The following is a 23,665-nucleotide window of genomic DNA, read 5'->3' as shown; positions in this document are numbered from 1 at the left end:
CTCATCCCAGTTGCGCCAGCGCCTGGCGGAAGGCCGGCGGCAAGTTGTTACCGAAGCGAACCTTGCCATCCGCTTGGGTGAAGATGCCCATGTTTGCCAGCCATTGCTCGAACTCGGGCGCCGGTTTCAGGCCCAAGGTCTGGCGCGCGTAGAGCGCGTCGTGGAATGAAGTGGTCTGGTAATTGAGCATGATGTCGTCGGAGCCGGGGATGCCCATGATGAAGTTGATCCCGGCGACTCCGAGCAGCGTCAGCAAGGTGTCCATGTCGTCCTGATCGGCTTCGGCGTGGTTGGTGTAGCAGATGTCGCAGCCCATCGGCACGCCGAGCAGCTTGCCGCAGAAATGGTCTTCGAGGCCGGCGCGGATGATCTGTTTACCGTTGTAGAGATACTCCGGGCCGATAAATCCTACGACGGTGTTCACCAGAAACGGTTTGAAATGTCGCGCCACGGCGTAGGCCCGGGTTTCGCAGGTCTGTTGGTCGACGCCGTGGTGGGCGTTGGCCGACAGCGCGCTGCCTTGACCGGTCTCGAAATACATCAGGTTCTGCCCGAGGGTGCCGCGATTCAGGCTCAGGCCGGCGTCGTAGCCCTCCTGCAAGACATTCAGGTTGATGCCGAAACTGGCGTTGGCCGCTTCGGTGCCGGCGATTGACTGGAACACCAGATCCAGCGGCACACCGCGATTGATCGCTTCGATGGAGGTGGTGACGTGGGTCAGCACGCAGGCCTGAGTCGGGATGTCGTAGCGCTGGATGATCGCGTCGAGCATTTCCAGCATTGCGCAGATCGAGGCGATGCTGTCGGTGGCCGGGTTGATGCCGATCATCGCGTCGCCGTTACCGTAGAGCAGGCCGTCGAGAATGCTCGCGGCGATGCCGGATGGCTCGTCGGTCGGGTGATTGGGTTGCAGGCGGGTCGAAAGACGCCCGCGCAGGCCGAGGGTGCCGCGAAACTTCGTCACCACGCGAATCTTCTGCGCTACCAGCACCAGATCCTGCACGCGCATGATCTTTGACACGGCGGCGACCATTTCCGGGGTCAGCCCGGGGGCGAGGGCGCGCAGGCTGGTTTCATCGGCAGCATCGCTGAGCAACCAGTCGCGGAAGCCGCCCACCGTGAGGTGGCTGACCACGGCGAAGGCCTGTTTGTCGTGGGTATCGATGATCAGCCGGGTGACTTCATCGGACTCGTAAGGAATCAGCGCTTCCTGCAGGAAATGCGTGAGCGGAATGTCGGCCAGGGCCATTTGTGCGGCCACGCGCTCGCCGTCATTGAGCGCGGCGACGCCGGCGAGAAAGTCCCCGGAGCGTGCTGGGCTGGCCTTGGCCATGACGTCCTTGAGGCTGTCGAAGCGATAGGTCTGGGCGCCGACGGAATGGGCGAATGCGGCCATGGGGCGGTGTCCTCCTGATTCTGTGGATAACTCTGTTCCCTGTGGGAGCGAGCTTGCTCGCGAATGCGTTGGGTCATCCAGCATCACTATCGCCTGACACTACGCCTTCGCGAGCAAGCTCGCTCCCACATTGGTTTTGTGTGCACTTCTATATAGCGGGCACCGGGCGAAAGGCCCGGTGCCGGTGCAACTAGATACCTTCGAGCATAGCGTCTGCCGGCGCTTCGGAGCGTTGCTTGGCGGTCAGCTGGAAATACAGGTAACCGGCGGCCATGAAGCCAAGGAACACGCAGCCGATCAGCGTGTTGAACCACGCCATCGCCACCAGACACACAACCGCTAAAAACAGCGCAATCGCCGGCACCACCGGATAGCCCGGCGCACGGAAGGTGCGCTCCAGGTTCGGCTCGGTTTTACGCAGTCTGAACAGGCTGAGCATGCTGATGATGTACATCACGATGGCGCCGAACACCGACATGGTGATCATCGCCGCCGTCAGGGTCATGCCTTGCAGATTGACCAGACCGTCGCTGTAAATCGCCGCAATTCCGATCACGCCACCAGCCAGAATCGCCCGGTGTGGGGTCTGGAAACGCGACAGCTTGGCCAGTCCTTTAGGCAAATAACCGGCACGGGCGAGGGCGAAGAATTGTCGCGAGTAGCCAAGAATGATCCCGTGGAAACTCGCCACCAGTCCGAACAGACCGATCCAGACCAGCATGTGCATCCACGTCGAGTTGTTGCCAACCACGGCTTTCATCGCTTGCGGCAGCGGATCGTTGATGTTCGACAGTTGGCGCCAGTCGCCAACGCCGCCAGCCATGACCATTACGCCGATAGCCAAAAACACCAAAGTCAAAATGCCGCTGACATAGGCCTTGGGAATCGTGCGTTTCGGGTCTTTCGCCTCTTCAGCCGCCATGGCCGCACCTTCGATGGCGAGGAAGAACCAGATCGCAAACGGTATCGCCGCGAAAATCCCAGGGATCGAACCCATCGTGAATTCGTTGGCGCCCGACCAGCCATTGAGCACGAAATTACTGAAGCTGAAGCCCGGCGCAACCACGCCCATGAACACCAGCAACTCGGCAACGGCGAGCACGGTGACCACCAATTCAAAGGTCGCCGCGATGCTGACGCCGAGAATATTCAGGGTCATGAAGACGAAATACGCGCCGACGGCGGCGATCTTCGGATCAAGCTCGGGATACTGCACGTTGAGGTAAGCGCCGATGGCCATGGCAATTGCCGGTGGCGCAAAGACGAACTCGATCAGTGTGGCAATACCGGCGATCAATCCGCCTTTCTCGCCGAACGCCCGCCGGCTGTAGGCAAACGGTCCGCCGGCGTGTGGGATGGCGGTGGTCAGTTCGGTGAAGCTGAAGATAAAGCAGGTGTACATGGTCGCGACCATCAATGCCGTGACCAGAAACCCGAGCGTGCCTGCGGTGCCCCAGCCGTAACTCCAGCCGAAGTATTCGCCGGAAATCACCAGGCCGACGGCAATGCCCCACAGATGCAGGGTGCCGAGTGTGGGTTTGAGCTGTGTGGTGGAAGTCATAAGTCCTCTCTGTTTTTTATTGTTCGATCTGTTGGACTTTCGGGTGCAGTAGTTGGGTGGATGAGTGCTGTTCACGCAGCGGCAGTTTTCACGCAAAACCTGAATGACGGGTACGCAAGGGCCGTGCCAGAGCGGCCAGGCCATTGTGTTGTGTCATTGAGGACGCCATCGCTGGCAAGCCAGCTCCCACAGGTTTCTGTGGTGTACCCATTATTGGAGACCTGCGGAGATCCCTGTGGGAGCTGGCTTGCCAGCGATAGCTGTTTGGAGGGCGACACCCAAGCATCAGTGTCGCCCGAAGGTTCTAGAAGAAGCCCAACGGATTGATGTCGTAGCTCACCAGCAGGTTTTTGGTCTGCTGATAATGATCGAGCATCATCTTGTGCGTCTCACGCCCAACGCCGGACTTCTTGTAGCCACCGAACGCGGCATGCGCCGGGTACAGGTGGTAGCAGTTGGTCCACACGCGACCAGCCTTGATCGCCCGGCCCATGCGGTAGGCGCGGTTGATGTCGCGGGTCCACAGACCGGCGCCGAGGCCGAACTCGGTGTCGTTGGCAATCGCCAGGGCTTCCGCTTCGTCCTTGAACGTGGTGATGCTCACCACCGGGCCAAAGATTTCTTCCTGGAACACGCGCATCTTGTTGGTGCCCTTGAGCAGGGTCGGCTGGATGTAATAACCGGTCGACAGATTGCCCTCGAGTTTTTCCACCTTGCCGCCAGTCAGCAGCTCGGCACCTTCGCCCTTGGCAATTTCCAGGTACGAAAGGATCTTGTCGAATTGCTGCTCGGACGCCTGCGCGCCGACCATGGTGTCGGTGTCCAGCGGATCACCACGTTTGATTTGCAGGACTTTCTTCATGACGACGGCCATGAACTCGTCGTAGATCGATTCCTGCACCAGCGCACGCGATGGGCAGGTGCAGACTTCGCCCTGGTTGAAGAACGCCAGCACCAGACCTTCAGCGGCTTTCTCAATGAAGGTCGGCTCGGCCTGCATGATGTCTTCGAAGAAGATGTTCGGCGACTTGCCACCCAGCTCCACGGTGGATGGAATGATGTTCTCGGCCGCGCACTTCATGATGTGCGAGCCGACCGGGGTCGAGCCGGTGAAGGCGATCTTGGCGATGCGTTTGCTGGTCGCCAGTGCTTCGCCAGCTTCTTTGCCATAGCCCTGAACAATGTTCAGCACGCCCGGCGGCAGCAAATCACCGATCAATTCCAGCAACACGGTAATGCCCAGCGGGGTTTGCTCGGCCGGTTTGAGTACCACGCAGTTGCCAGCGGCGAGTGCCGGGGCGAGTTTCCACGCAGCCATCAGGATCGGGAAGTTCCACGGGATGATCTGGCCGACCACGCCCAGCGGTTCATGAATATGGTACGCCACGGTGTTGCCGTCGATTTCGGCAGCGCTGCCTTCCTGGGCACGCAGGCAACCGGCGAAGTAGCGGAAATGGTCGGCAGCCAGCGGGATGTCGGCGTTGAGGGTTTCGCGGATGGCTTTGCCGTTGTCCCAGGTTTCGGTGATCGCCAGCAGTTCCAGGTTCGCTTCGATGCGGTCGGCGATTTTCAGCAGGATCAGCGAGCGCGCCTGCACGGAGGTCGCACCCCACGCGTCGGCAGCGGCGTGAGCGGCGTCCAGTGCCTTGTCGATGTCTTCGGCAGTGGAGCGGGGAAATTCGGCAATCGGTTGGCCATTTACTGGCGAGGTGTTGGTGAAGTACTGACCTTTGACAGGCGCGACGAACTCGCCGCCGATGTAGTTACCGTACTTGGCTTTGAACGAGACTTTGGCGCCTTCAGTACCGGGGTGAGCGTAACGCATGATGATGTTCTCCTTGGCTTTGTACTTATTAGAGAAACGCGCAAGTGCGCTTGCTATAAGCGTAGAGCAAAGGTCGGGCCACCGCCGTGCAGGGCAGGTAAATCAAGGGCTTGGCAGGTTTTTGTCGGACGAGTGGATTTTGCCTGTGACGGTTTCGGTACAGTTCGGGTGACAGTTTGTACCGCTTTTGGCACAGCCAGTGACCGGGCAGTCTTGCCAGCATTGCAATGCGTCGGTGGCTGGAGGATGCTGGGCGTCACCTCAGCATTGGGCCGTCGAGCCTCGGGGAGAACAATAAGAAATGCACGACAACCATTTGAGTCGCCATGCCCGACAGGTTCTCACCGCTACCCAGGGCAAACCGCACCTGCACGGGCCCGGTGCCGATCCGTCGATTGCCCGTTCGTGGCTGCGCTGTCTGGAGGACTATCACCTCGACCCGGCGCTGAGCATGGCGCCGACTGTGCTCGAACACGGCCGGGTACTGGAAAGCCGCGAACGTCTGCAGCAGGTTCTACAGATCGCCGGCAATGAAATGAGCAGCCTGCATCAACAACTCTCCGGCGCCGGCCATGCAGTGCTGCTGACTGACGCGCGCGGGGTGATCCTCAACTGCGTCACCGCGCCGGCCGAACGCAAGATCTTCGAACGCGCCGGGCTCTGGCTGGGGGCCGACTGGAGCGAAGCCTGCGAAGGCACCAACGGCATCGGCACCTGCCTGGTCGAGCGCCAGGCTCTGACGATTCATCAGGATGAACACTTCCGTGGGCGCCACACCGGCCTGACCTGTTCGGCGAGCCCGGTGTTCGACCCGCATGGCGAACTGCTCGCGGTACTCGACGTGTCGTCGGCGCGCCATGACGTCTCGCGGCAAAGCCAGTTTCACACCATGGCGCTGGTCAACCTCTCGGCGAAGATGATCGAGAGCTGCTACTTCCTGCGCTGTTTCGATAACCAATGGTTGTTGCGCTTTCATCTGCAGGCCGAATCGGTCGGGCTGTTCAGCGAAGGTTTGCTGGCGTTTGATGGGGAAGGGCGGATCAGTGCGGTCAATCAGAGTGCACTGAATTTGCTCGGGCATATTCGTGGCGGCTTGCTGGGTAAACCGGTCGAGGCGTTTTTCGATTGTTCGCTGGATGAATTGCTTGGCCGCGCGAGTGCCAATGCCAGTGCCAGTTGGCCGCTGCGCACCCGCGACGGACGGCATTTGTTTGCCGTGTTACGCGGTGAGTCGCGCAAGCCTTTGCCTATGGTATCGGCTCCAGTCGTGGCTGAAGCGCCGCGCCTGTCGGGCATCTGCCTCGGTGATGAAGCGTTGCAGGCCGATTTCCGCAAAGCCTTGCGCGTATTCGAGCGGGACGTGCCGTTGTTGATCAATGGCGAAACCGGCTCGGGCAAGGAGGCCTTCGCCAAGGCTGTGCACCAGGCCAGTCAGCGTTCGAACAAAGCCTTCGTCGCGCTCAACTGCGCGGCCATTCCGGAAAGCCTGATCGAGAGCGAGTTGTTCGGCTATCGCGGCGGCAGTTTCACCGGCGCGCGCAAGGACGGCATGCGCGGCAAGTTGCAACAGGCTGATGGCGGCACGCTGTTTCTCGATGAAATCGGCGATATGCCGCTGGCGCTGCAAACGCGTTTGTTGCGGGTGCTGGAGGATCGGCAAGTGGTGCCGATTGGCGGTGAGCCGGAGTCGGTCAACGTGCGGATTATCAGTGCGACGCACCGCAATCTGCTGGAGCGAGTCGCCGACGGTAGCTTCCGCGAGGATTTGTACTATCGGCTCAATGGTTTGGAGGTAGCGTTGCCGGCGTTGCGTGAACGTAGCGACAAATCGCAGTTGCTGGATTTCCTGCTGGCCGAGGAGGCGGGCGGTGAAACGATCCTGATCGACGAGCCGGCGCGTCAGGCGTTGCTGGCGTTCAACTGGCCGGGCAATGTGCGGCAATTGCGCAATGTGCTGCGCACGCTGGCGGCGTTGTGTGATGAAGGGCGGGTCGGGGTAGAGGATTTGCCGGTAATTATTCGGCAGGGGCGGCCGGCGATTTCACCAGCGGAGCCTTGTGAGCATCCACTGGAAGATGCCGAGCGGTTGGCCTTGCTCGGAGCTCTTGAACAAACGAGGTGGCACATGACTCGCACCGCTGAGCAACTGGGTGTCAGCCGCAACACTCTTTACAGAAAGCTGCGCAAGCACGGGATTGAGCGGCGAGTCAGTTGAAGGCCCTCACCCTAGCCCTCTCCCAGAGGGAGAGGGGACTGACCGAGTCGCTCTACTGATCTACGCCGACCTGAGTTATAGAGCCGAACTCAGGATTTTAAAGCGACCGAGATCGGCTCCCTCTCCCGCCGAAAAGTGGACTGGCCGAGTCAGATCTACTGATCTACGCCGACATGAGTTATCGAGCCGAACTCCGGATTTGAAAGCAACGTAGATCGGCTCCCTCTCCAGCCGAAAAGTGGCCTGGCCGAGTCAGATCTACTGATCTACGCCGACCTGAAATATCGAGCCGAACTCAGGATTTGAAAACGACGCAGATCGGCTCCCTCTCCCTCTGGGAGAGGGCTGGGGTGAGGGCGGCAGTCTGCAGTCGAGTCGAGATGTTACGGCCCACCCATCCCGCCCCTCACCTAAAGAGTGCGATTTCCCCCTCCCTACGCTAACCTGCGGCCATGTTTTACGAGGTCGACTATGCACATTCATATTCTGGGTATCTGCGGGACTTTCATGGGCTCGATGGCGGTGTTGGCCAAAGAGCTGGGCCATCACGTGACCGGTTCCGACGCCAACGTCTATCCGCCGATGAGCACGCAGCTTGAAGCCCAAGGCATTCAGCTGACGCAGGGCTATGACCCGGCGCAGCTCGATCCGGCACCGGATCTGGTGGTGATCGGCAACGCCATGTCGCGCGGCAACCCGGCGGTGGAATATGTGCTGAACAAAGGCCTGCCATACGTCTCCGGCCCGCAGTGGCTGGCTGACCACGTGCTGCAAGGTCGCTGGGTATTGGCGGTAGCTGGCACTCACGGCAAAACCACCACCAGCAGCATGCTCGCCTGGGTGCTGGAGCACGCCGGCATGAGCCCGGGTTTCCTGATCGGTGGTGTGCCGCAGAACTTCTCGGTATCGGCGCGTTTGGGCGGTACACCGTTCTTCGTGATCGAGGCCGACGAGTACGACAGCGCCTTCTTCGACAAACGTTCGAAGTTCGTTCACTACCGTCCGCGCACCGCGATCCTGAATAACCTTGAGTTCGATCACGCCGACATCTTCCCGGATCTGCCAGCGATCGAGCGGCAATTCCACCACTTGGTGCGCACCATTCCGAGTGAAGGTCTGGTCATTCATCCGACCACCGAGCCAGCCTTGCAGCGTGTGATCGAAATGGGCTGCTGGACCCCGGTGCAGACCACCGGTGCCGGCGGCCAATGGCAGGTCAAACTGCTGAGTGAAGACGGCTCGGCGTTCGAAGTGATGTTCGAAGGCGTGTCGCAGGGCACCGTCGAGTGGGAGCTGACCGGTCAGCACAACGTCGCCAACGCCTTGGCTGCTCTGGCGGCGGCGCGGCATGTTGGCGTGGTGCCGTCGATGGGCATCGCCGGTCTGAGCGCATTCAAGAACGTCAAACGTCGCATGGAGAAAGTCGCTGAAGTACGCGGCATCACCATCTATGACGACTTCGCTCACCACCCGACCGCTATCGCCACCACCCTCGACGGTCTGCGCAAACGCATCGGCGATGCGCCACTGATCGCGATCATCGAACCGCGCTCCAACTCGATGAAGCTCGGCGCGCACCGTGACGGTTTGCCGGACAGCGTGGTCGATGCCGATCAGGTGATCTGGTACGCCCCGGCCAACCTCGGCTGGGACCTGGCCGGCACTGCCGCGCTGTGCACGGTGCCGTCGATTGTCAGCGATTCGCTGGAGGGCATCATTGAACGCGTGAAGAGCCAGGCGCAGCCCGGCACGCACGTGGTGATCATGAGCAACGGCGGCTTCGGCGGCCTGCACGGCAAACTCGCCGAGGCGCTGCAATGAACACTTTTTCGCAGGGCAATGGCCCCGAACGCATCACACTGGCGATGACCGGCGCGTCCGGCGCGCAGTATGGTTTGCGTCTGCTCGATTGCTTGGTGCGCGAAGATCGCGAAGTGCACTTCCTGATTTCCAAGGCTGCGCAACTGGTCATGGCCACCGAGACCGATGTCACGCTGCCGCCCAAGCCGCAAATGATGCAGGCCTTCCTGACCGAATACACCGGAGCTGCCGCCGGGCAGATTCGCGTGTACGGCAAGGAAGACTGGATGTCGCCGGTGGCCTCGGGGTCTGGCGCTCCAGCGGCGATGGTCGTGGTGCCTTGCTCTACCGGGACGTTGTCGGCGATTGCCACCGGCGCCTGCAACAACCTGATCGAACGCGCCGCCGATGTCACTTTGAAGGAGCGTCGCCAATTGATTCTGGTGCCGCGCGAAGCGCCCTATTCGAGTATTCATCTGGAGCACATGCTCAAGCTGTCGAACATGGGCGTGACGATTCTGCCGGCCTCGCCGGGTTTCTATCACCAGCCGCAGACCATCGATGACCTGATCGATTTCGTCGTGGCGCGGATTCTCAATCTGCTCGGCATTCCCCAGGACATGCTGCCGCGCTGGGGTGAGCATCATCTGAGCAGTGATGAATAAGCTGCTGGTGCTCGGGTTGGCGTTGTTGCTGACCGGGTGCGCCACGGCGCGCACCCTCGATGCGGCCAAACCCGGTGCGCCGGTGGTGTACTCCGGGACGCGGCTGGATTTGTATGCGCTGAATGGCGGGTGTTGTGCGATGGATCGGTTCGGGGCTGAGGCGCCGGGCTATCCGGGGGTGGATCTGCCGGCGAGTGCCTTGCTCGATACGCTGCTGTTGCCGTTGTCCTTGCTGACGGTTATCGGCGTGGGGTTTCAGGCAACGGGCGGATTGTAGTTAGACAGATCGTTCCCACGCTCTGCGTGGTAAAGCCTCCGGTGACGCTCTGCGTCACGCTTTGGGACGCAGAGCGTCCATGGCTGCATTCCCACGCAGAGCGTGGGAACGATCATGCGGCGTAAGTTTATTTGCCTAGCTTGCGCAGTTCATCCGACTCGATCACCCGCACCCCATCCTGTTCTTCCAGCGCCAGCCGCCACATCGCCCGCGCCAATTGGCACGCTTCGATGCCCCGGTATTTACCCGGGATCAGCTTCGACAACGGCCCGGCCAATTGCTCGGCTAGACGCGGTTCTGTCCGTTCACCCAACAACAGCGAAGGTCGGCAAATGGTCAGTTGCGGCCAGTCCTGCGCACGCAAGGCCTGCTCCATTTCGCCTTTGACGCGGTTATAGAAAACCGACGATTTCGGATCGGCGCCAATTGCACTGATGACGATCAGATGCCGCGCGCCCATTTCCCGCGCACGTTTGGCGAACGCCACCACCATGTCCAGATCCACCGCGCGAAATGCCGCTTCCGAGCCGGCCTGCTTGATCGTGGTGCCGAGGCAGCAATAGGCGATATCGATGCGGCCACTGAGTTGCGGCAGAAACGCCTGCGGATCGCCGACCGGGTTTTCCAGGTGCGGATGTTCCGCCAGTGGCCGACGCGAAGGGGCGAGCACGCGAGAAATCGTCGGCTCGTTGAGCAAACGGTCGAGCAGATGTTCACCGGTCAACCCGGTGGCTCCGGCAAGCAATACGTGCTGAGGCGTCAAGTACATAGTGTCTCTCCCTTGATACTGTTCAGCTTAGTTGCTCTTTATCGCTCCGTCGTTCAATGCAGCACTTTGCAAAGCTTTTCTTGCTTGCTGTTTGCGCAGCAGTTGCCAGTGCGACAGCACGGTTTTCGGTGCCCAGATCTGCGGCTCCGAGGCTTCGAAATTGTCCGCCAGTTCACGCTCGGCGACGGTGGCCTTGGCCAGTTTGAAGGCCTGCTCCAGATCGTCGGTCTGGTTCAGCGCCTGGGCGAACAGGGCATCACCGAAATAGGTGAAGTTGGCTTCTTCCGAGCAGCCGAAGGACACCCGATCCGCGCGCGAGGCGGTCATGATCAGCGTGCGTTCGTCTTTCAGCGCCGGGATGAAACCGCCGGAGTAGCACGACGAAATCACGATGATCTTGTCGCGATTCTTCAACGGCGCCAGCACGGCGGCGAGTTCGTCGGCGGGCAGGTCAGCCAGTTCCATGCGCGGCTGGTCGAGCACCAGTTCATGCTCGGCGGTGCCGTGGCTGGTCAGGTAGATGAACAGCAGATCTTCCGGGCCGCTGCGCTCGGCGAGGGTTTGTGCGGCGCGGCGCAGGTTTTCGCGGGTGGCCATCGGCCGGTCGCCGAGGTGATCGCGGTGGTTGACCAGACGGATCTGGCCATAGGCGCCGAAGCGCGTGTTGAGCATGTTGGCGACATAATCGGATTCGCGCAGGAACACGCTTTGCTTGCCGTCACCGCCGAGGGTCAGGGTGTACAACTCGACCGCCGGGGTCGAAGCGGGGATGGCGGCCAATGCGTCTTCGAGCAGGCGGCCCTGAGCGAGCAGGCCGAGTTCGAGGGTGTCGGGCAGCAACTTGCCGTCGGCATCGCGCACACGCTGGCCGTTGATCCAGGTGCCACTCATCACGCTGCCATCGGTGAGCACTAGCGTGCCGCGTCCGGAGTAGCTGTCGTTGTCGAAACCGCCAATATAGAAGCTGCCATCAGACAGGTTCAAACGGCCCGGCCCGCTGAAGCGCCAGTCACTGAATGCGCCGATGTAGTGGCTGCCGTCGGCGCCGATCAGTTCGCCCTTGCCGGTCAGCGCGCCTTCCTTGAACTGGCCGAGCCAGACATCGCCGTCAGCATTTTCGTAGCGGCCCTTGCCATGCAATTGGTTGTTCTTGAAACCGCCGACATAGATGTCGCCGTCAGCGCTGTTGAACGTGCCGTTGCCTTCCAGCTGACCGTTGACGAAGTGCCCGGTGAATGAATTACCGCTGGAGTCGCCGCGCTGACCCTCACCGTTCGGTTTGCCGTGGGCGAACTGGCCTTGATAGGAGCTGCCGTCGTCCATTTCCAGGCGGCCGAGCCCGGAATATTGGTCGGCCTTGAATTCGCCACGGTAGGTCATGGCGTTTTCTTTCAGGGTGCCTTCGCCTTCGCGGCGGCCCTGCTTGAAGCCGCCGGTGTAACTGCTGGCGTTGGTGGTCAGGCTGCCCTGACCGTCGAACAGGCCTTGCTGAAACTGCCCGCGATAGACTTCGCCATTGCTGCCATGCCATTCGCCCTGACCATGCCACTGGCCCTTATCGAACTGCCCGGCATACCAACTGCCGTTGGGGTAGTCGACGCGGCCCTGACCTTGCAGCAAGCCATCGACCAGTTCACCGCGATAGCGACCGCCGTCGGGCAGGCGCGCATCCGGCGGCAACAGCGATTCGCCGTCGCCGCAAGCGGTGAGCATCAGGGTCAAGGCAAGGGGTGCAAGACGAGCAAGTGAGCGCATAGCGGGATCCGGGCAATTAGGCGACCGAGTATGCCGCAGCTATGTGAACTAATGCAGCCGGTAAAACCAGTGTTGACGCGAAACAGCGTGCGCTGCTTCGCATCCAGAACCATCAGACGAAGCAGAGCGACAGCGGCTCGGCGATATAGGCCGGTTTGTCCGAGCCTTCTATCTCAAGCGTCGCGGTGGCTTTGAGCAGCCACTGGCCCGGTTTTTTCTCAGTCACTTCGCCCAGATCGACCTTGAGCCGGACCTTGGAATTGACCTTCACTGGCTGGATGAAACGCACGCTGTCCAGGCCGTAGTTGACGACCATCTTCACGCCTTGCGGCAGCACGAGGATGTCTTCCATCAATTTCGGGATCAGCGACAGCGACAGGAAACCGTGGGCAATCGTGCTGCCGAAAGGCGTTTGCGCGGCTTTGACCGGGTCGACGTGAATGAACTGATAATCACCGGTGGCTTCGGCGAACAGGTTGATGCGTTCCTGATCGATGGTGAGCCATTCGGAACGTCCGAGTTCCTTGCCGACATAATCTTTGAGCTCTGCAACTGGAACATAGGGCATTGAGACTCTCCTTGGGTTCATCGGTTTTATAGTTTTTCAGGTGGGGGGATTTGACCTCCCTGCGAACCACTGTAGATCATCATGGCGATTTGCTCCGGTCAACCGACCATGCTTTTGGCGAATGCCGATCCATAGCGCAGGCGTGCTTATAATGCCGAGCCCCTGCTGGGCGAAAAGTAAGACGGAGATGTCGGATGTTGCTACGTGGCCTGACCCTGCTGGTGCTGTTTCAATTGCTCGGCACCGCGCTCAATCATTTGCTCTTGCCAATGCTGCCGGGGCCGATCATCGGTCTGCTGCTGTTGCTGGTCTTCCTGATCGTTCGCGGTGAAGTCGGCGAGCCGTTGAACCTCGCGGCCGGCAGTCTGCTGCGTTATCTGCCATTGCTGCTGGTGCCGCCGGCGGTGGGGGTGATGGTTTATGCGAGCGACATTGCCGCCGATTTCTGGGCGATTGTCGGCGCACTGGTGCTGTCGCTGATCCTGTCGATGGCCTTCGCCGGGGTGCTGATGCAGCGCCTGGTCAAGCGTCACGCGCACCGGTCGGAGGAGTCCTGATGCTGTTTGATTGGCAAGGCGCCTGGGCTTCGGTCATTCATCATCCGCTGTTCGGCATCGGCATCACCCTCGGTGCCTATCAACTGGTGCTGGCGGCGTTCGAGAAAACCCGCTGGATCTTTCTGCAACCGGTGCTGGTCTCCATGCTGTTGGTGATTGGCATTCTGCTCGGCTGCGGCCTGACCTACGCCGAGTACCGCAAGAGCACCGAGATCCTCAGCATTCTGCTCGGCCCGGCCACCGTGGCGCTGGCGGTGCCGCTGTATCTCAACCTGCGGCGTATTCGGCAATTGTTCTGGCCGATTTTTACTACGCTGGTGATAGGCGGAGTGGTGGCAACGGGCATGGGTGTGTTGCTGGGCTGGTGGTTCGGTGCCGAGCACATGATTCTGATGACCATGGCGCCGAAGTCGGTGACCTCGCCGATTGCCATGCTGGTCGCCGAGCAGATCGGTGGTGTCGCGGCGCTGGCGGCGGTGTTCGTACTGATCACCGGGGTGATTGGCGCGATCTTTGGTCCGACGCTGTTGAACCGCCTCGGTGTGCACAGCCCCGAAGCGCGCGGCATGGCGCTAGGCATGACCGCGCATGCGGTCGGCACGGCGGTGGCCATGCAGGAAAGTGATGAGTGCGGCGCTTTTGCGGCGCTGGCAATGAGTCTGATGGGCGTGGCCACGGCGGTATTCCTGCCGTTGGCGGTGTCGATGGTGGTGTAAGGAAATGTCTATGAGTCTGCCGCTTTTCCCGCTGAACACAGTGCTGTTTCCCGGCTGCAATCTTGACTTGCAGATCTTCGAAGCGCGCTACCTCGACATGATCGGCCGCTGCATGAAACAGGGCGGCGGTTTCGGTGTGGTGTGCATCCTTGACGGCCACGAAGTCGGCGTCGCGCCAGAAGGGTTTGCCCTGGTCGGTTGCGAAGCACGCATCACCGATTTCCAGCAGCAGGATAACGGCTTGTTGGGGATACGAGTGCAGGGTGGGCGCCGGTTCACGGTGTTGCGTACCGAGGTGCAGCGCGACCAGTTGATTCTCGCCGATATCGAGTGGCTGGATGATGAGCCCGAACAACCGTTGCAGGACGAAGACGCTGACCTTGTGGCGCTGCTCAAGGCCTTGGCCGAGCACCCGATGGTGGAGGCGCTGAACATGGGCACCGATGCGCTGGGTCAGCAATCGCTGGCCAATCAGTTGGCCTATCTGTTGCCATTCGCTGAAGAAGACAAGATCGATCTGTTGCAACTCGACGATCCCCAACAGCGGCTGGATGCAATTCAGGCGTTGCTCGACGAGCTTCAGGGTGAATTGTTTGCCTAGTTGTACTTTGAATTAACTGATGGCGCTGGCCAGTATTGTTTTGATTTTGTCTTTGTCTTAGTTTCAAGTTGTCCGCAGGAAGCGGGCGACTTGAATAAGAATAAGGATGAAAACATGACTGTATATGAAGATGAATGGGAATTTTGGGACGACATTGCCGGCAAGTATATTTTGAAACACGCGGAGACGGATCATAACGTTAGTCGTGTTATTGAGGCGGCATCAACCTATGCAGACCTGATGGTGATAGCCCGGCGTAAACGAAAATCTGAAAAAGTCCCTGTCGGTGATGTCCCGCGGATGTCTTTGACAGCCAAGATCATAGCGGCCGAGGCCGCCATTTGACGCTCTCTTTTTCAGTGTTGCCTGCCGTTATTGATCGACGGCACGGCGTTTATGGATGGGAAACTCCATGTCTTTAGCAAAAATAAACGACCAGACATTCACGGCGCATCTTTATCTTGATGGCCGGCCAGTGGTACTCAATCAACAACGCCTGCAACAGGCCCTGCGCAACTTGCGGATAACCATGGGCGAGAAACTGGAAGCCAAAGTGGGGCTGGCAGATTCACGTGTGTCCAGTTTAATAACCCTGGCTGACCATGAAGACGACGCACCCGTGCGGTTTAAGTTCGTCCCAAAGGGTGAGGAATATGCAATCAGCGTTGAACTGGCGGGCGCGTTCGACGGCGCGCGGTTATTCATAGAGGACAAGACAAATAACCTGTTGGCCAGTACCAGTGCTCCCGTGCAGTATTTTTCAATCAGTACGTTTGGTGTGCCGAAGGCATCCTTCAGCCATATCGAATCCGGTCCGGCCTATCTCGAGTTGACCAGCCGGCAGAATGACGAACCGTTGTATCGTCATTTGAGCAGTGGCTTGAACACATTCGTCAACGTAGAGCCTAATTTGACGGGGCATAACGCCTTCAATAACACACCCGCAACGTTTGTCATCGAAGTTATCAAGTAACGTTTAATGGAAGGCGCCATTCATTATTAAATGAATGGCGCCTTTTGTCAGGCTCGGTAATGCTCGGCCACTGGCCAGATTATGTCGTTGGACTGGGTTTCTCTACCTTTGGGCAACTTCAACACCACACCTCCGGAATGAGCTATTTGATCTATCAATTTGTCATAGGCGGTGATTCCGTAAACGAAAACAGACTTTCCGTCGATCCCTGCCCACGTGGCTTTCTCAATCGATTCAGCGTTGTCACCGGCCTGCCGTAAAATATCCTCGACTCTCGCGGCCTGGCTCCGATCCGATCTCGCCAGCCAGATTCTTTCTGCACTGATGCCTCGCGTCGGCATTGATATCCGACCTTCCAGTGGGTCACCGTCAAAATCCATGTCGTTCAGGTAAATGTTTTCGTCTCGGGGGACCACTTCGATACCGCGGGTGTCGATGACGTAAAGGAAGCCCATGCGTTGTTTGCGCCGCAGCAATGGATAGTCACGCGAGTCGTCCATTTCAAACGATGTCTCAGAATCGTTATCCGTACTGTGTCGATTTCCGCTCGACAATTCACCGTCAGAGACATGCCCCGGATAACGGTTGGCCTGGGTGTTGTAATGCCGAGGATTGGAGTAGTAATCAAAAATCATGTAGTCCGAGGCTTTGTCCGCATAGAAAGTCGCGCTAAAGGCCGATTTGGTCGTGGATCCGGATTCGTTGCCCCTCAATTTCACCATTCGTTTGTCCCGAGCCAGTTCAAAAGGTGTACGCATGTCAGCGCGGAACATGGCCGGGATGTCGGTTCGGTAAAGATAATCGTGCTTATTGCGCTTGTAGCCTGCATGTTCCAGATAGCTTCGCAGGAAACTTTCCTCGTAGCGTTGCCGAACAGGCGGGAAAGCATCCGTACGGTTCAGGCCACCTGCCCTGAATTCGACGGGGTCGAGTTCTTCGGCGATATGCTTGAAGCGCTGATCGTCCTCGACATTCTCTGTCAGTCGTTTGTGTTGTTCGGCCCACTCGGGAAAGCCTCCAGGCTCCATTTCCTGGCGCAGGCGGTTTTGCTGGGCGACGCTCAGGTTGTAGCTTCTTAGCAGTTGTTCACACTCTGCGATGGATTTTTCCGGGAACACCCATGTGAGCGAATCCATCAGGTACTTGTGAGTGTCCGGTTCATCGAAACGGCTGGCCCAGTCAGGGACCCTGCCGATCGCCTCTGCCTCGGCGCGAAAGACCAACACCTCTGCGCCCTGCAGACGGTAGTTGTTCCAGATATCGCGATCGGTCCGTTGTGCCAGTTTGATCGGGATAGACGGATCTCCCCGCGCTGCGAGCGGGTCGACCTTGATCCATCCCTTGTCGTCAATCAAAGCAAACAGACCGGTGGGGTTAGGAGGAAGATTGCGGTTGAAGGCAATGATTTCAAAAACCCCGTAGTAGCCTTGTGGGTCCCCGAGATGAGCGATGGTGAATTTCGTTGGGTCCAGGTATTCGACAGGTTTTTTCAGCGTCCAGGTGTTGCTGTCGGCGATTCGATAAAGCGGCGGCCCCGAGGGATGGCGTTCAGTCGATAAGGTCGCCCGGTAGGCGTTCATCGTTGCGTGGAAGACGACCATCACCGTCTGATTTCCGTCTGCGTCGTCAGGGCTTGCCACTTCGGCATATTTGCGGCCTTTATGGGATCTCAGTCCGTCTGCATCATGAGCGGACAGGCTCCCGGCGGCCTGCACGACGTAGCGTTGCAGGGGTGAAGTGATAGCGTTGCGCGGCAGCGTCACGGAATCGGCTATCCCGCTGTTCGTCACTGTTGCCTCCTGGCGGGCAACGCCACTCGTCGTGGCGTCAACACTACGGCCTGGGGAGTCAGGAGTCCTTGGCCTGAACGTGCCTGGAAGATTGAAATCAGGCTCGGATGGTCGCGGCTGTGGCCTGGGAGGGGATGCTGGCGCAGCGGAGGGGCTTGAAGGTCGCAGAGGGACCGGTTTCTGGCGCATAGGGTGTCACTCCATGTGGATAAGTCAGCCATCCATTGGCTGAGCTGAATCGGTGCCGCTGGGGGTATCTCCTCACAGCGGCATGCTTTTTTTCAGGGGCAATGCTCAGGCTTTGTCGGCCGGCAGGATCTGCAGGTCTTGCGGTTTGATTCGCGCTTGCGGATCGCTGTCGATACCCCAGTACTTTCTCAACACGTTGTAAAACACCGTGCCGGACTTTCCGGGGGCGAAACCGATATTCGTGACATGGACCCTGGCGGCCAGTTCGTTTTGCTGTTGATGCTGGTCGATGTCGGACAACAGTGCTTCGACACTGGCATAGCCGCGGGCATCGATGACATACAGCTGAAACACGCCAAACAGCAGTGAGACCTCGTAAATATTGCCGGCCGAAGTCACTACGCTGATGGACTCCACCGGCGCATCGTCGGGGATGTCGGGCAATTCGATCGTGACACTGGCGATGCGCAAGCTGCTGTCATCCAGTTGTAGGTCCTGGCGTGTGACGGTTTCTTTCATTGTGTGGGTGTAAAGGGTCCAGATCGAGGCGTCTGCTGTTTTCTCTATGGCGCCAGGGGTCGACAGACGAATGATCGAGTTGCTGGCGAGATGGACATCGTATGTCGAACTCTGACCCTCGAGCACATAGATGCCGGTGTGGGGCCCGGCATCGATCGTAATGCGGCTGGCCTGCGCAGTAATCGGCGGCTTTACCGTGGCTATCGGTTTGACGAAGCGATAGAGGCCTTTGCGTTGTTTCAGGCAACTGTGGCTTCTGAATTCGCGGTGACCGGGATTCCGGGCATCGTCTTCATAGTTCAGGGCGGGAACCTGAAGACGGTATGAAACCTGGTCCTGGGTGATCAGGGTAACGTCTTGCTGCAGGTAGGGTGTGGTGACTTTCAGGCTGTTTCGCCTGGTGTACCCCGTGGCCGATGCAATGGGCTGGACAACGCCTTTGAACACCACCTCTTTGGAGGGCAGCAGGATCGACAGATTGATGTCTTTGTAAATCAGATGGGTATTGCCCGATACACCTTTGCGTACTTGCACGTCATAGCTGACCAGCGTCTGGATAATTTCAGCGTCTTTGAAATCAAGGTAAACGGAACGGGATGTCATGGTTTTGTTGCGTTCGGCAACAAACTCCACCCGGCGCTCGGTGCGCGACACGAAATGCTGTTTCAAGCCTGAGTCGGCGATTTCGATAATGCCGCCATTGACGATTTGCGGTGCGGGAGGTGGCAGGCCGATGACGGTCACCGCAGGTTCGATGTCCTGAGTGAGGCTGTCTTCCGGCTGCTCGGGCAGTCGAACAAGCAGTTCGTAACCGTCCTGGGTCTTGAACGACAGCTGACTGTTTTTCAGTTGACGTTTGCCGTCGATCCACTGGTAGACGTCTTCGATGGTCAGGACATGGTCGGGATCGCGGCCGTCCTCGCCGCGCAGTGAGTTGATCACCAGCGACGTATCGACGATCTGCCAGCGCTGAATGACGTCCGCCGGCCAGCCGAATTCAATCAGGCTCGGCTGTTCACCGTCCTCGACGATGGTTGTTCGGGCATTGGTTTTGGCGATGTAGTAACGATCGACGCCAGCGCCACCCTCCACCCGGCAGTCCCAGCCATGGATGGCAATGATGTCGTCCCCGCCGCCGGTGCTGATGCGGTCGTAGCCATTGGCCAAAACTCGATTGGCATCGTCGTTGCCGGTGACCCGGCTGGTACCTTTGGACAACGTCGAGACATTTTCGATCGAAGTGAGTTGCGCGACCTCGATGGACCCAACGGCGGGGTCCAGGCCGCGCAGGGCCAATCGGCCGCTCTGCAGATTGATGTCGTGGCCGATATGGCGCGTATCGGTGGTCGGGCGGCTGCCTTCGAAGGCCAGGGTGTCGGAACCTGCGCCGCCATCCAGAACATTGAGATGGGGCGGTTTGGTGACGCGGTTCAACTCTTGCCCGGTAATCTCCTGATAAAACGCATCGCTTTTCTCGCCCCCGGTCAGCGCTTTGTGATCATTGCGATAGGTGAACAGATTGGGTTTGTCCCTGACGCCGATGACACGGTCATTGCCATCGCCCAGTTGCCAGTAGATACCCTTGTCGTCACCTGCACTGACCGACACTTTGTGTTTGAGTCCCGCAGGCAGGCCGTTGCTGGCATCAATCACGTCGTCGCCATCGACAATGACTGCCTGTTTGTCGAGTTTGAACGGCTTTTCGCCGGCACTTTCGTCCCATTGGTAGCGCCAGACTTCAACAGGCTTCAATTCAACCTGGAAGGCGCCGTTGACTACGTGTTCGATGGAGTGTTTATAAGCGCCCTCCAGCATGTCCCTGGCCGACCGTTCGAGCTGCTGCTGATGGTCTCGATAGCCCTTGGAGAGCTTGAAACGCTCCAGCACGTCGTTGTCCAGCTCTTGTCTGGTGAAGGTGAACCAGCCCGAGCGCATGCGCTCGTGAAAGGTCAGTTCGATGTAGTCATCGATGTCGTCCACGACTCGGGCAGCCTGGTAGATCAACGAGGCGGCAATGAGCAATCCCGCGGCGACAAGTCCGACCGCTCCGGCGATCGTGCCAAAACCTGCCAGGGCGGCGATACCCAGCGCCAGGCTCAGACCTGCACTCGCTACGCTCAAACCTCCACTGACGTAGTGATCCTGCGCCTCTTTACCCTTCGCAGCTGCGGCGGCATTGAACGAACGGATTGCATCGGTAATGTCGAAGGGCAGGGTGATGGCGCTGGCAAACATCCCGGCGCCCCGGCTCAGGTATTTGCCGACCGAGGTCAGCGGAAAATACTTCAGCGCGGTTCCGCCATTCCTGAGCATCGCTTCGCCGGTCTTGGTCAGGCCCCGCTCGATAATCAATGAGCCGATCTCGGCCGCGATGGAGCCTCCCTGGAAAAGCGCGTCCAGGGTGTCGCCGTTCTTGATCGCATCGATCATGGCCCTGTAACCACTGTAGATGCCGAATGCTTGCATGCCCACGCCAGTACCACATATCAGAGAACTCGCGTTTCTGCTGATCCAGCCGGGTGCGTTTTCCAGTGAGTCGATCCGGTGAATATCCAGCTTTTGCGCAGCCTTGCCCAGATGGTTCAGGCGATCCATCGCACAGCCGGGTTCAAGGGCGGTAGCCGCAACGAACAGCGGCGCGGCATCGATCGAGCGCTTGCAGGCAATTTCATAAAACAGCATGGCCGCCACACCGCTGTCGGGAATCTCAACGGACTGCAAGCGTGCCTGCACTTTGGTTGCGTCGAAATTGAGCCCGTCGATAAAGGCTTGATCGGCTCGTTGCATTCCGGCATTCGCCGGGCTGATGAGCTGGCCATTGACCGTCGCGCCCAAGGCCTGGAGTTCAATCCGGCTGGTCATTACTTCGCCGATGCGCAACGGGCCGAAATGCTTGTCGAGGGATTTGAGTGTGCGTCGATAGGGCGCGTCAGCGTCGTCTGGCGGCGTGGTGCCGTTGAGTGTGCCGGCCTGCGGCGCGTGACGGTTGCCTGAGGCGCTGATGGCGGTGATCTGAATGGGGCTGACATTGGCGATTGGAAAAGGCGGAGTGATAAGTTTTGACATGTCATTAATCCTTTAATGATGAATCTGGTTATCCCGGTGTCCGTACCGGAGTGTCACAGGTCTTGAGTCGTCGACCTTTGCGACTCGGGCCAGTTGATGTCCCAGGCAAATTCGTTGCCGTTGCCGGATAACCGGAGCACGGGTTTGCCCGCCGTCTCGGCCTGGTCAATCAACAGGTCGTACTGGAACTTGTTCAAGTGCCCTTCATGGGTCGCCGCTTCGATGCGTTCAGCGCTTGCGCCTGCCAGTTCCTTGAGGTGATCAACCTTTACCGCTTTGGTCAGGGCTGAATTCAATAACCAGATGCGATCGGCCTCCAGTCCGCTGCGGCTGACGGAGATCAGTCCTTCGTAGTCATCGGAGGGAAACCAGGTCGGGGGGGTATCGCGAGCCGCGGAATTGAACAGCATGTTTTCTTCATGGGGGACCACTTCCAGGCGGCGGGTGTCGAGCACATACAGAAACATTTCTTTCTGTTTGACTCGGGTGCTGCGGTAGTTGCGATCGTGGTCCCACGGGATGGGGCTGGCCGGCTCGGACCATTCGGAGGAGGTGTTGCTCTCGGTATCACTGGAGCCACTGTCCGAGGACGAGTCGTCCATTTCGCGACCCGGGTATTTGTTGGTCTGGCGATTGAAACGCAGGTACTCGGGATCTGGCTCCCTTGCGTACATCTTGCCTTCTTCAAGACTGAACGTTGCGCTCATCGGTTTGTGGGTAGTGGCCCCGGGTTCATGGTGATATCGCGGCAGCATGACGGCGTCATCGGCGAGTTCGAAGGGGCCGCGCTCATCGCCGCGGAACAACGCCGGGACGTCGTCGCGGTACAAGCAGTTGTACTTGTTGCGCCGGTAGCCGAGTTTGCTCACGAGTGCTTCGCGCACCTGCGGGGTCATGCTGGTCTCGGGGTCGTACCAGTCATGCCGGGCATTGCGCTTGAGATTGAGTTCCACAACAACCGCCCGGCTCAGTTGTTCGAGGTGCTGCACATTGGCGACGTCCTCGGTCATGTGCTTATGCGCTTGCGCCCATAGCGGCATTTTCAGTTCGGTCTTCATATCCAGTTGCAAGCGGCTCAACTGACTTGGCAGCAAGTTGTAGCTCTGCAGAAATGCCTCGCGTTGCGAAAGACTCGCGCCCGGTATCAGCCAGCGCAGGGTGTCGTGCAGCAATTCGTGATACGGGTTCTCCGCCACTTGCGGAGTCACCCACTGCGGTCGTTTGCCGCTGGCCTGGGCATCGGCACGAAAACGCACGAGATCTTCGCCATGAAGACCGTACGCCCGCCAGATATCGAAATCGGTCCAGTGCTGCAAGTGTGCAGGTTGTGCGCCGAAGCCACCGGCAGGGGCATCGACGGGGGCCCAGTTGCCGTGTTGATTGCGGAACGCAAAATGCGCGACGTCGTCTTTCAATCCGAATGCCGGTACCAGTTCGTAATAGCCTTGGGAATCCGGCGAACGCAGTGATGGCTTATAAGCCGTTGTATCGAACAGGGCCAGTCGAGGCTGCTTCGCGACGGGAGCCGCTGCTGACGGGGTGCTCATGGCAGGCGCGGGGCGTTTTGTCGAGGGCATCAATGGCACTGGATGTTCGGTCATGCGCCAGGTTGGCCGGTCCTTGTTTTTGTAAAGTATCGGCCCTGAGGGAATTCGCTCCGTCAGCAATCTGCATCGGTAAACTCCAGCAGGATCAAGGTCGACATGCGTGGTATGCAAGCGTCCTTCATGTTCGACGTTGACAAATCGGCGACCGACGATCCAGCGGAAGCCTTCCTCATCCGCCGGTTGCATGCCGCGCAGGAAATCTTCGCGCAGCCAGTAATTGTCAAGAGAGTCGTCGCCCGCGCGACGGCTGAAACCTGGCACCGGCATGGGTTGAATGACCACTGCTGGTGCCGGAGCATTCTCCGTCGTTGTACGTGGGGTCACAGTGGGAGCTGGCTCCTGGGCTGCCGGGAAACCCGGTAAACGGTGAATCGGAGGCTCTCCTGTAACGGGGCGCGGCGGCGTGGGGTTTGCATCAGGTTTCGGCGTTGCGGGCAGCGGCGGTTTGCGGGGAATTCTTGGACTCATGAATGACTCGAAATCAGTTGATGGGTTGAACGCCCTCGCTATGTAAGTTTGATTTTTTGTCAGGTAAATAAGTACAAGTAGTTTAACCTGGACTTAATGATTAAATAACGAAGGCGTCCCGGTATTCCGGATTTAATCTAACTGGTTTTTAAAGTGATGGAAGCGTTTGTTGTTGTGGTTTTTTTTAAAAGTGTAACTTCTGTTATTTTTTATTTGATATGTAAGGAGATGGAGTTGGTCAAGTAAGAAGTTTTGCAGTGGATGAGTAAAAGCTGATAGGAGAACAGCGCTGCTCATGTCGGAAGTTTCCTGAATGAGCAGCGAGAGGGGAATAAGACTTGCGTATTG

General features: G+C 58.9%; 18 protein-coding genes. 9 read left to right on the top strand and 9 right to left on the bottom strand.

Annotation, left to right across the window (positions count from 1 at the left end):
* Position 1 precedes the first annotated feature (1 nt).
* From RMV17_RS26080 to RMV17_RS26070, 3 genes are all read right to left on the bottom strand, one after another.
* Positions 2-1,396, bottom strand: a complete 1,395-nt coding sequence (locus RMV17_RS26080; protein WP_108226263.1) for an ethanolamine ammonia-lyase subunit EutB — start codon at positions 1,394-1,396, stop codon at positions 2-4.
* 190 nt (positions 1,397-1,586) lie between these two features.
* A complete protein-coding gene (gene eat, locus RMV17_RS26075) occupies positions 1,587-2,957 on the bottom strand; it encodes an ethanolamine permease (RefSeq protein WP_034153747.1) in 1,371 nt (456 codons plus the stop codon).
* 304 nt (positions 2,958-3,261) lie between these two features.
* Complete coding sequence (locus RMV17_RS26070) at positions 3,262-4,782, bottom strand: aldehyde dehydrogenase family protein (RefSeq protein WP_034153748.1); 1,521 nt, start codon at positions 4,780-4,782, stop codon at positions 3,262-3,264.
* 301 nt (positions 4,783-5,083) lie between these two features.
* On the opposite strand from RMV17_RS26070, the gene RMV17_RS26065 reads away from it, so the two are divergent.
* The 4 genes from RMV17_RS26065 to RMV17_RS26050 all read left to right on the top strand — a co-directional run bounded on the left by RMV17_RS26065 (position 5,084) and on the right by RMV17_RS26050 (position 9,739).
* Positions 5,084-6,997, top strand: coding sequence for a sigma-54-dependent Fis family transcriptional regulator (locus tag RMV17_RS26065; protein WP_311883629.1), 1,914 nt, complete (start codon positions 5,084-5,086; stop codon positions 6,995-6,997).
* Between the two features lie 471 nt (positions 6,998-7,468).
* A complete protein-coding gene (mpl, locus tag RMV17_RS26060; protein WP_007909560.1) occupies positions 7,469-8,818 on the top strand; it encodes a UDP-N-acetylmuramate:L-alanyl-gamma-D-glutamyl-meso-diaminopimelate ligase in 1,350 nt (449 codons plus the stop codon).
* Complete coding sequence (gene ubiX, locus RMV17_RS26055; protein ID WP_053124202.1) at positions 8,815-9,462, top strand: flavin prenyltransferase UbiX; 648 nt, start codon at positions 8,815-8,817, stop codon at positions 9,460-9,462. The genes mpl and ubiX overlap by 4 nt, the downstream gene beginning before the upstream one ends.
* Positions 9,455-9,739, top strand: coding sequence for a YceK/YidQ family lipoprotein (locus RMV17_RS26050; RefSeq protein ID WP_311883623.1), 285 nt, complete (start codon positions 9,455-9,457; stop codon positions 9,737-9,739). Before ubiX ends, RMV17_RS26050 begins: the two co-directional genes overlap by 8 nt.
* Positions 9,740-9,866: 127 nt before the next feature.
* Here the strand turns inward: RMV17_RS26050 and RMV17_RS26045 are convergent, their stop codons facing one another.
* The 3 genes from RMV17_RS26045 to RMV17_RS26035 form a co-directional block, all read right to left on the bottom strand.
* On the bottom strand, positions 9,867-10,508 hold the full coding sequence (locus RMV17_RS26045; protein WP_108226262.1) for an oxidoreductase: 642 nt from the start codon (positions 10,506-10,508) through the stop codon (positions 9,867-9,869).
* A 27-nt stretch (positions 10,509-10,535) separates the two neighbouring features.
* Positions 10,536-12,263: a C13 family peptidase gene (locus RMV17_RS26040; RefSeq protein WP_108226261.1), complete on the bottom strand. Its 1,728-nt coding sequence runs from the start codon at positions 12,261-12,263 to the stop codon at positions 10,536-10,538.
* A 112-nt stretch (positions 12,264-12,375) separates the two neighbouring features.
* Positions 12,376-12,831 carry a MaoC family dehydratase gene (locus tag RMV17_RS26035; protein ID WP_034153755.1) on the bottom strand — a complete coding sequence of 152 codons (456 nt, stop codon included), beginning with the start codon at positions 12,829-12,831 and terminating at the stop codon, positions 12,376-12,378.
* A 194-nt stretch (positions 12,832-13,025) separates the two neighbouring features.
* On the opposite strand from RMV17_RS26035, the gene RMV17_RS26030 reads away from it, so the two are divergent.
* The 5 genes from RMV17_RS26030 to RMV17_RS26010 all read left to right on the top strand — a co-directional run bounded on the left by RMV17_RS26030 (position 13,026) and on the right by RMV17_RS26010 (position 15,678).
* Positions 13,026-13,388 (top strand): CidA/LrgA family protein, encoded by a 363-nt coding sequence (locus tag RMV17_RS26030; protein ID WP_108226260.1) that lies wholly within the window; start codon positions 13,026-13,028, stop codon positions 13,386-13,388.
* Positions 13,388-14,104, top strand: coding sequence for an LrgB family protein (locus RMV17_RS26025; protein ID WP_311883617.1), 717 nt, complete (start codon positions 13,388-13,390; stop codon positions 14,102-14,104). The genes RMV17_RS26030 and RMV17_RS26025 overlap by 1 nt, the downstream gene beginning before the upstream one ends.
* A gap of 10 nt (positions 14,105-14,114) precedes the next feature.
* On the top strand, positions 14,115-14,705 hold the full coding sequence (locus RMV17_RS26020) for an LON peptidase substrate-binding domain-containing protein (RefSeq protein WP_034153758.1): 591 nt from the start codon (positions 14,115-14,117) through the stop codon (positions 14,703-14,705).
* Between the two features lie 90 nt (positions 14,706-14,795).
* Positions 14,796-15,050 carry a hypothetical protein gene (locus tag RMV17_RS26015; protein ID WP_311883615.1) on the top strand — a complete coding sequence of 85 codons (255 nt, stop codon included), beginning with the start codon at positions 14,796-14,798 and terminating at the stop codon, positions 15,048-15,050.
* Positions 15,051-15,117: 67 nt separating this feature from the next.
* On the top strand, positions 15,118-15,678 hold the full coding sequence (locus tag RMV17_RS26010) for a hypothetical protein (RefSeq protein WP_311883614.1): 561 nt from the start codon (positions 15,118-15,120) through the stop codon (positions 15,676-15,678).
* Positions 15,679-15,725: 47 nt separating this feature from the next.
* Here the strand turns inward: RMV17_RS26010 and RMV17_RS26005 are convergent, their stop codons facing one another.
* The 3 genes from RMV17_RS26005 to RMV17_RS25995 form a co-directional block, all read right to left on the bottom strand.
* Positions 15,726-17,468, bottom strand: a complete 1,743-nt coding sequence (locus RMV17_RS26005; protein WP_311883612.1) for a hypothetical protein — start codon at positions 17,466-17,468, stop codon at positions 15,726-15,728.
* A 294-nt stretch (positions 17,469-17,762) separates the two neighbouring features.
* Positions 17,763-21,242: a calcium-binding protein gene (locus tag RMV17_RS26000; protein ID WP_311883610.1), complete on the bottom strand. Its 3,480-nt coding sequence runs from the start codon at positions 21,240-21,242 to the stop codon at positions 17,763-17,765.
* 53 nt (positions 21,243-21,295) lie between these two features.
* Positions 21,296-23,173, bottom strand: coding sequence for a hypothetical protein (locus tag RMV17_RS25995; protein ID WP_311883608.1), 1,878 nt, complete (start codon positions 23,171-23,173; stop codon positions 21,296-21,298).
* Positions 23,174-23,665 lie beyond the last annotated feature (492 nt).

It is taken from the genome of Pseudomonas sp. VD-NE ins (genome assembly GCF_031882575.1).
GTDB classification, from domain to species: Bacteria; Pseudomonadota; Gammaproteobacteria; order Pseudomonadales; family Pseudomonadaceae; genus Aquipseudomonas; species Aquipseudomonas fluorescens_BZ.
The sequence above is the reverse complement of the archived record's forward strand: the minus strand, read 5'-3'. Positions and strand labels throughout refer to the sequence as shown.

Excerpts from the sequence above, each read along its gene's own strand:
- RMV17_RS26080 (WP_108226263.1), bottom strand. The coding sequence starts at position 1,396 with ATGGCCGCATTCGCCCATTCCGTCGGCGCCCAGACCTATCGCTTCGAC.
- eat (WP_034153747.1), bottom strand. The coding sequence starts at position 2,957 with ATGACTTCCACCACACAGCTCAAACCCACACTCGGCACCCTGCATCTG.
- RMV17_RS26070 (WP_034153748.1), bottom strand. The coding sequence starts at position 4,782 with ATGCGTTACGCTCACCCCGGTACTGAAGGCGCCAAAGTCTCGTTCAAA.
- RMV17_RS26065 (WP_311883629.1), top strand. The coding sequence starts at position 5,084 with ATGCACGACAACCATTTGAGTCGCCATGCCCGACAGGTTCTCACCGCT.
- mpl (WP_007909560.1), top strand. The coding sequence starts at position 7,469 with ATGCACATTCATATTCTGGGTATCTGCGGGACTTTCATGGGCTCGATG.
- ubiX (WP_053124202.1), top strand. The coding sequence starts at position 8,815 with ATGAACACTTTTTCGCAGGGCAATGGCCCCGAACGCATCACACTGGCG.
- RMV17_RS26050 (WP_311883623.1), top strand. The coding sequence starts at position 9,455 with ATGAATAAGCTGCTGGTGCTCGGGTTGGCGTTGTTGCTGACCGGGTGC.
- RMV17_RS26045 (WP_108226262.1), bottom strand. The coding sequence starts at position 10,508 with ATGTACTTGACGCCTCAGCACGTATTGCTTGCCGGAGCCACCGGGTTG.
- RMV17_RS26040 (WP_108226261.1), bottom strand. The coding sequence starts at position 12,263 with ATGCGCTCACTTGCTCGTCTTGCACCCCTTGCCTTGACCCTGATGCTC.
- RMV17_RS26035 (WP_034153755.1), bottom strand. The coding sequence starts at position 12,831 with ATGCCCTATGTTCCAGTTGCAGAGCTCAAAGATTATGTCGGCAAGGAA.
- RMV17_RS26030 (WP_108226260.1), top strand. The coding sequence starts at position 13,026 with ATGTTGCTACGTGGCCTGACCCTGCTGGTGCTGTTTCAATTGCTCGGC.
- RMV17_RS26025 (WP_311883617.1), top strand. The coding sequence starts at position 13,388 with ATGCTGTTTGATTGGCAAGGCGCCTGGGCTTCGGTCATTCATCATCCG.
- RMV17_RS26020 (WP_034153758.1), top strand. The coding sequence starts at position 14,115 with ATGAGTCTGCCGCTTTTCCCGCTGAACACAGTGCTGTTTCCCGGCTGC.
- RMV17_RS26010 (WP_311883614.1), top strand. The coding sequence starts at position 15,118 with ATGTCTTTAGCAAAAATAAACGACCAGACATTCACGGCGCATCTTTAT.
- RMV17_RS26000 (WP_311883610.1), bottom strand. The coding sequence starts at position 21,242 with ATGTCAAAACTTATCACTCCGCCTTTTCCAATCGCCAATGTCAGCCCC.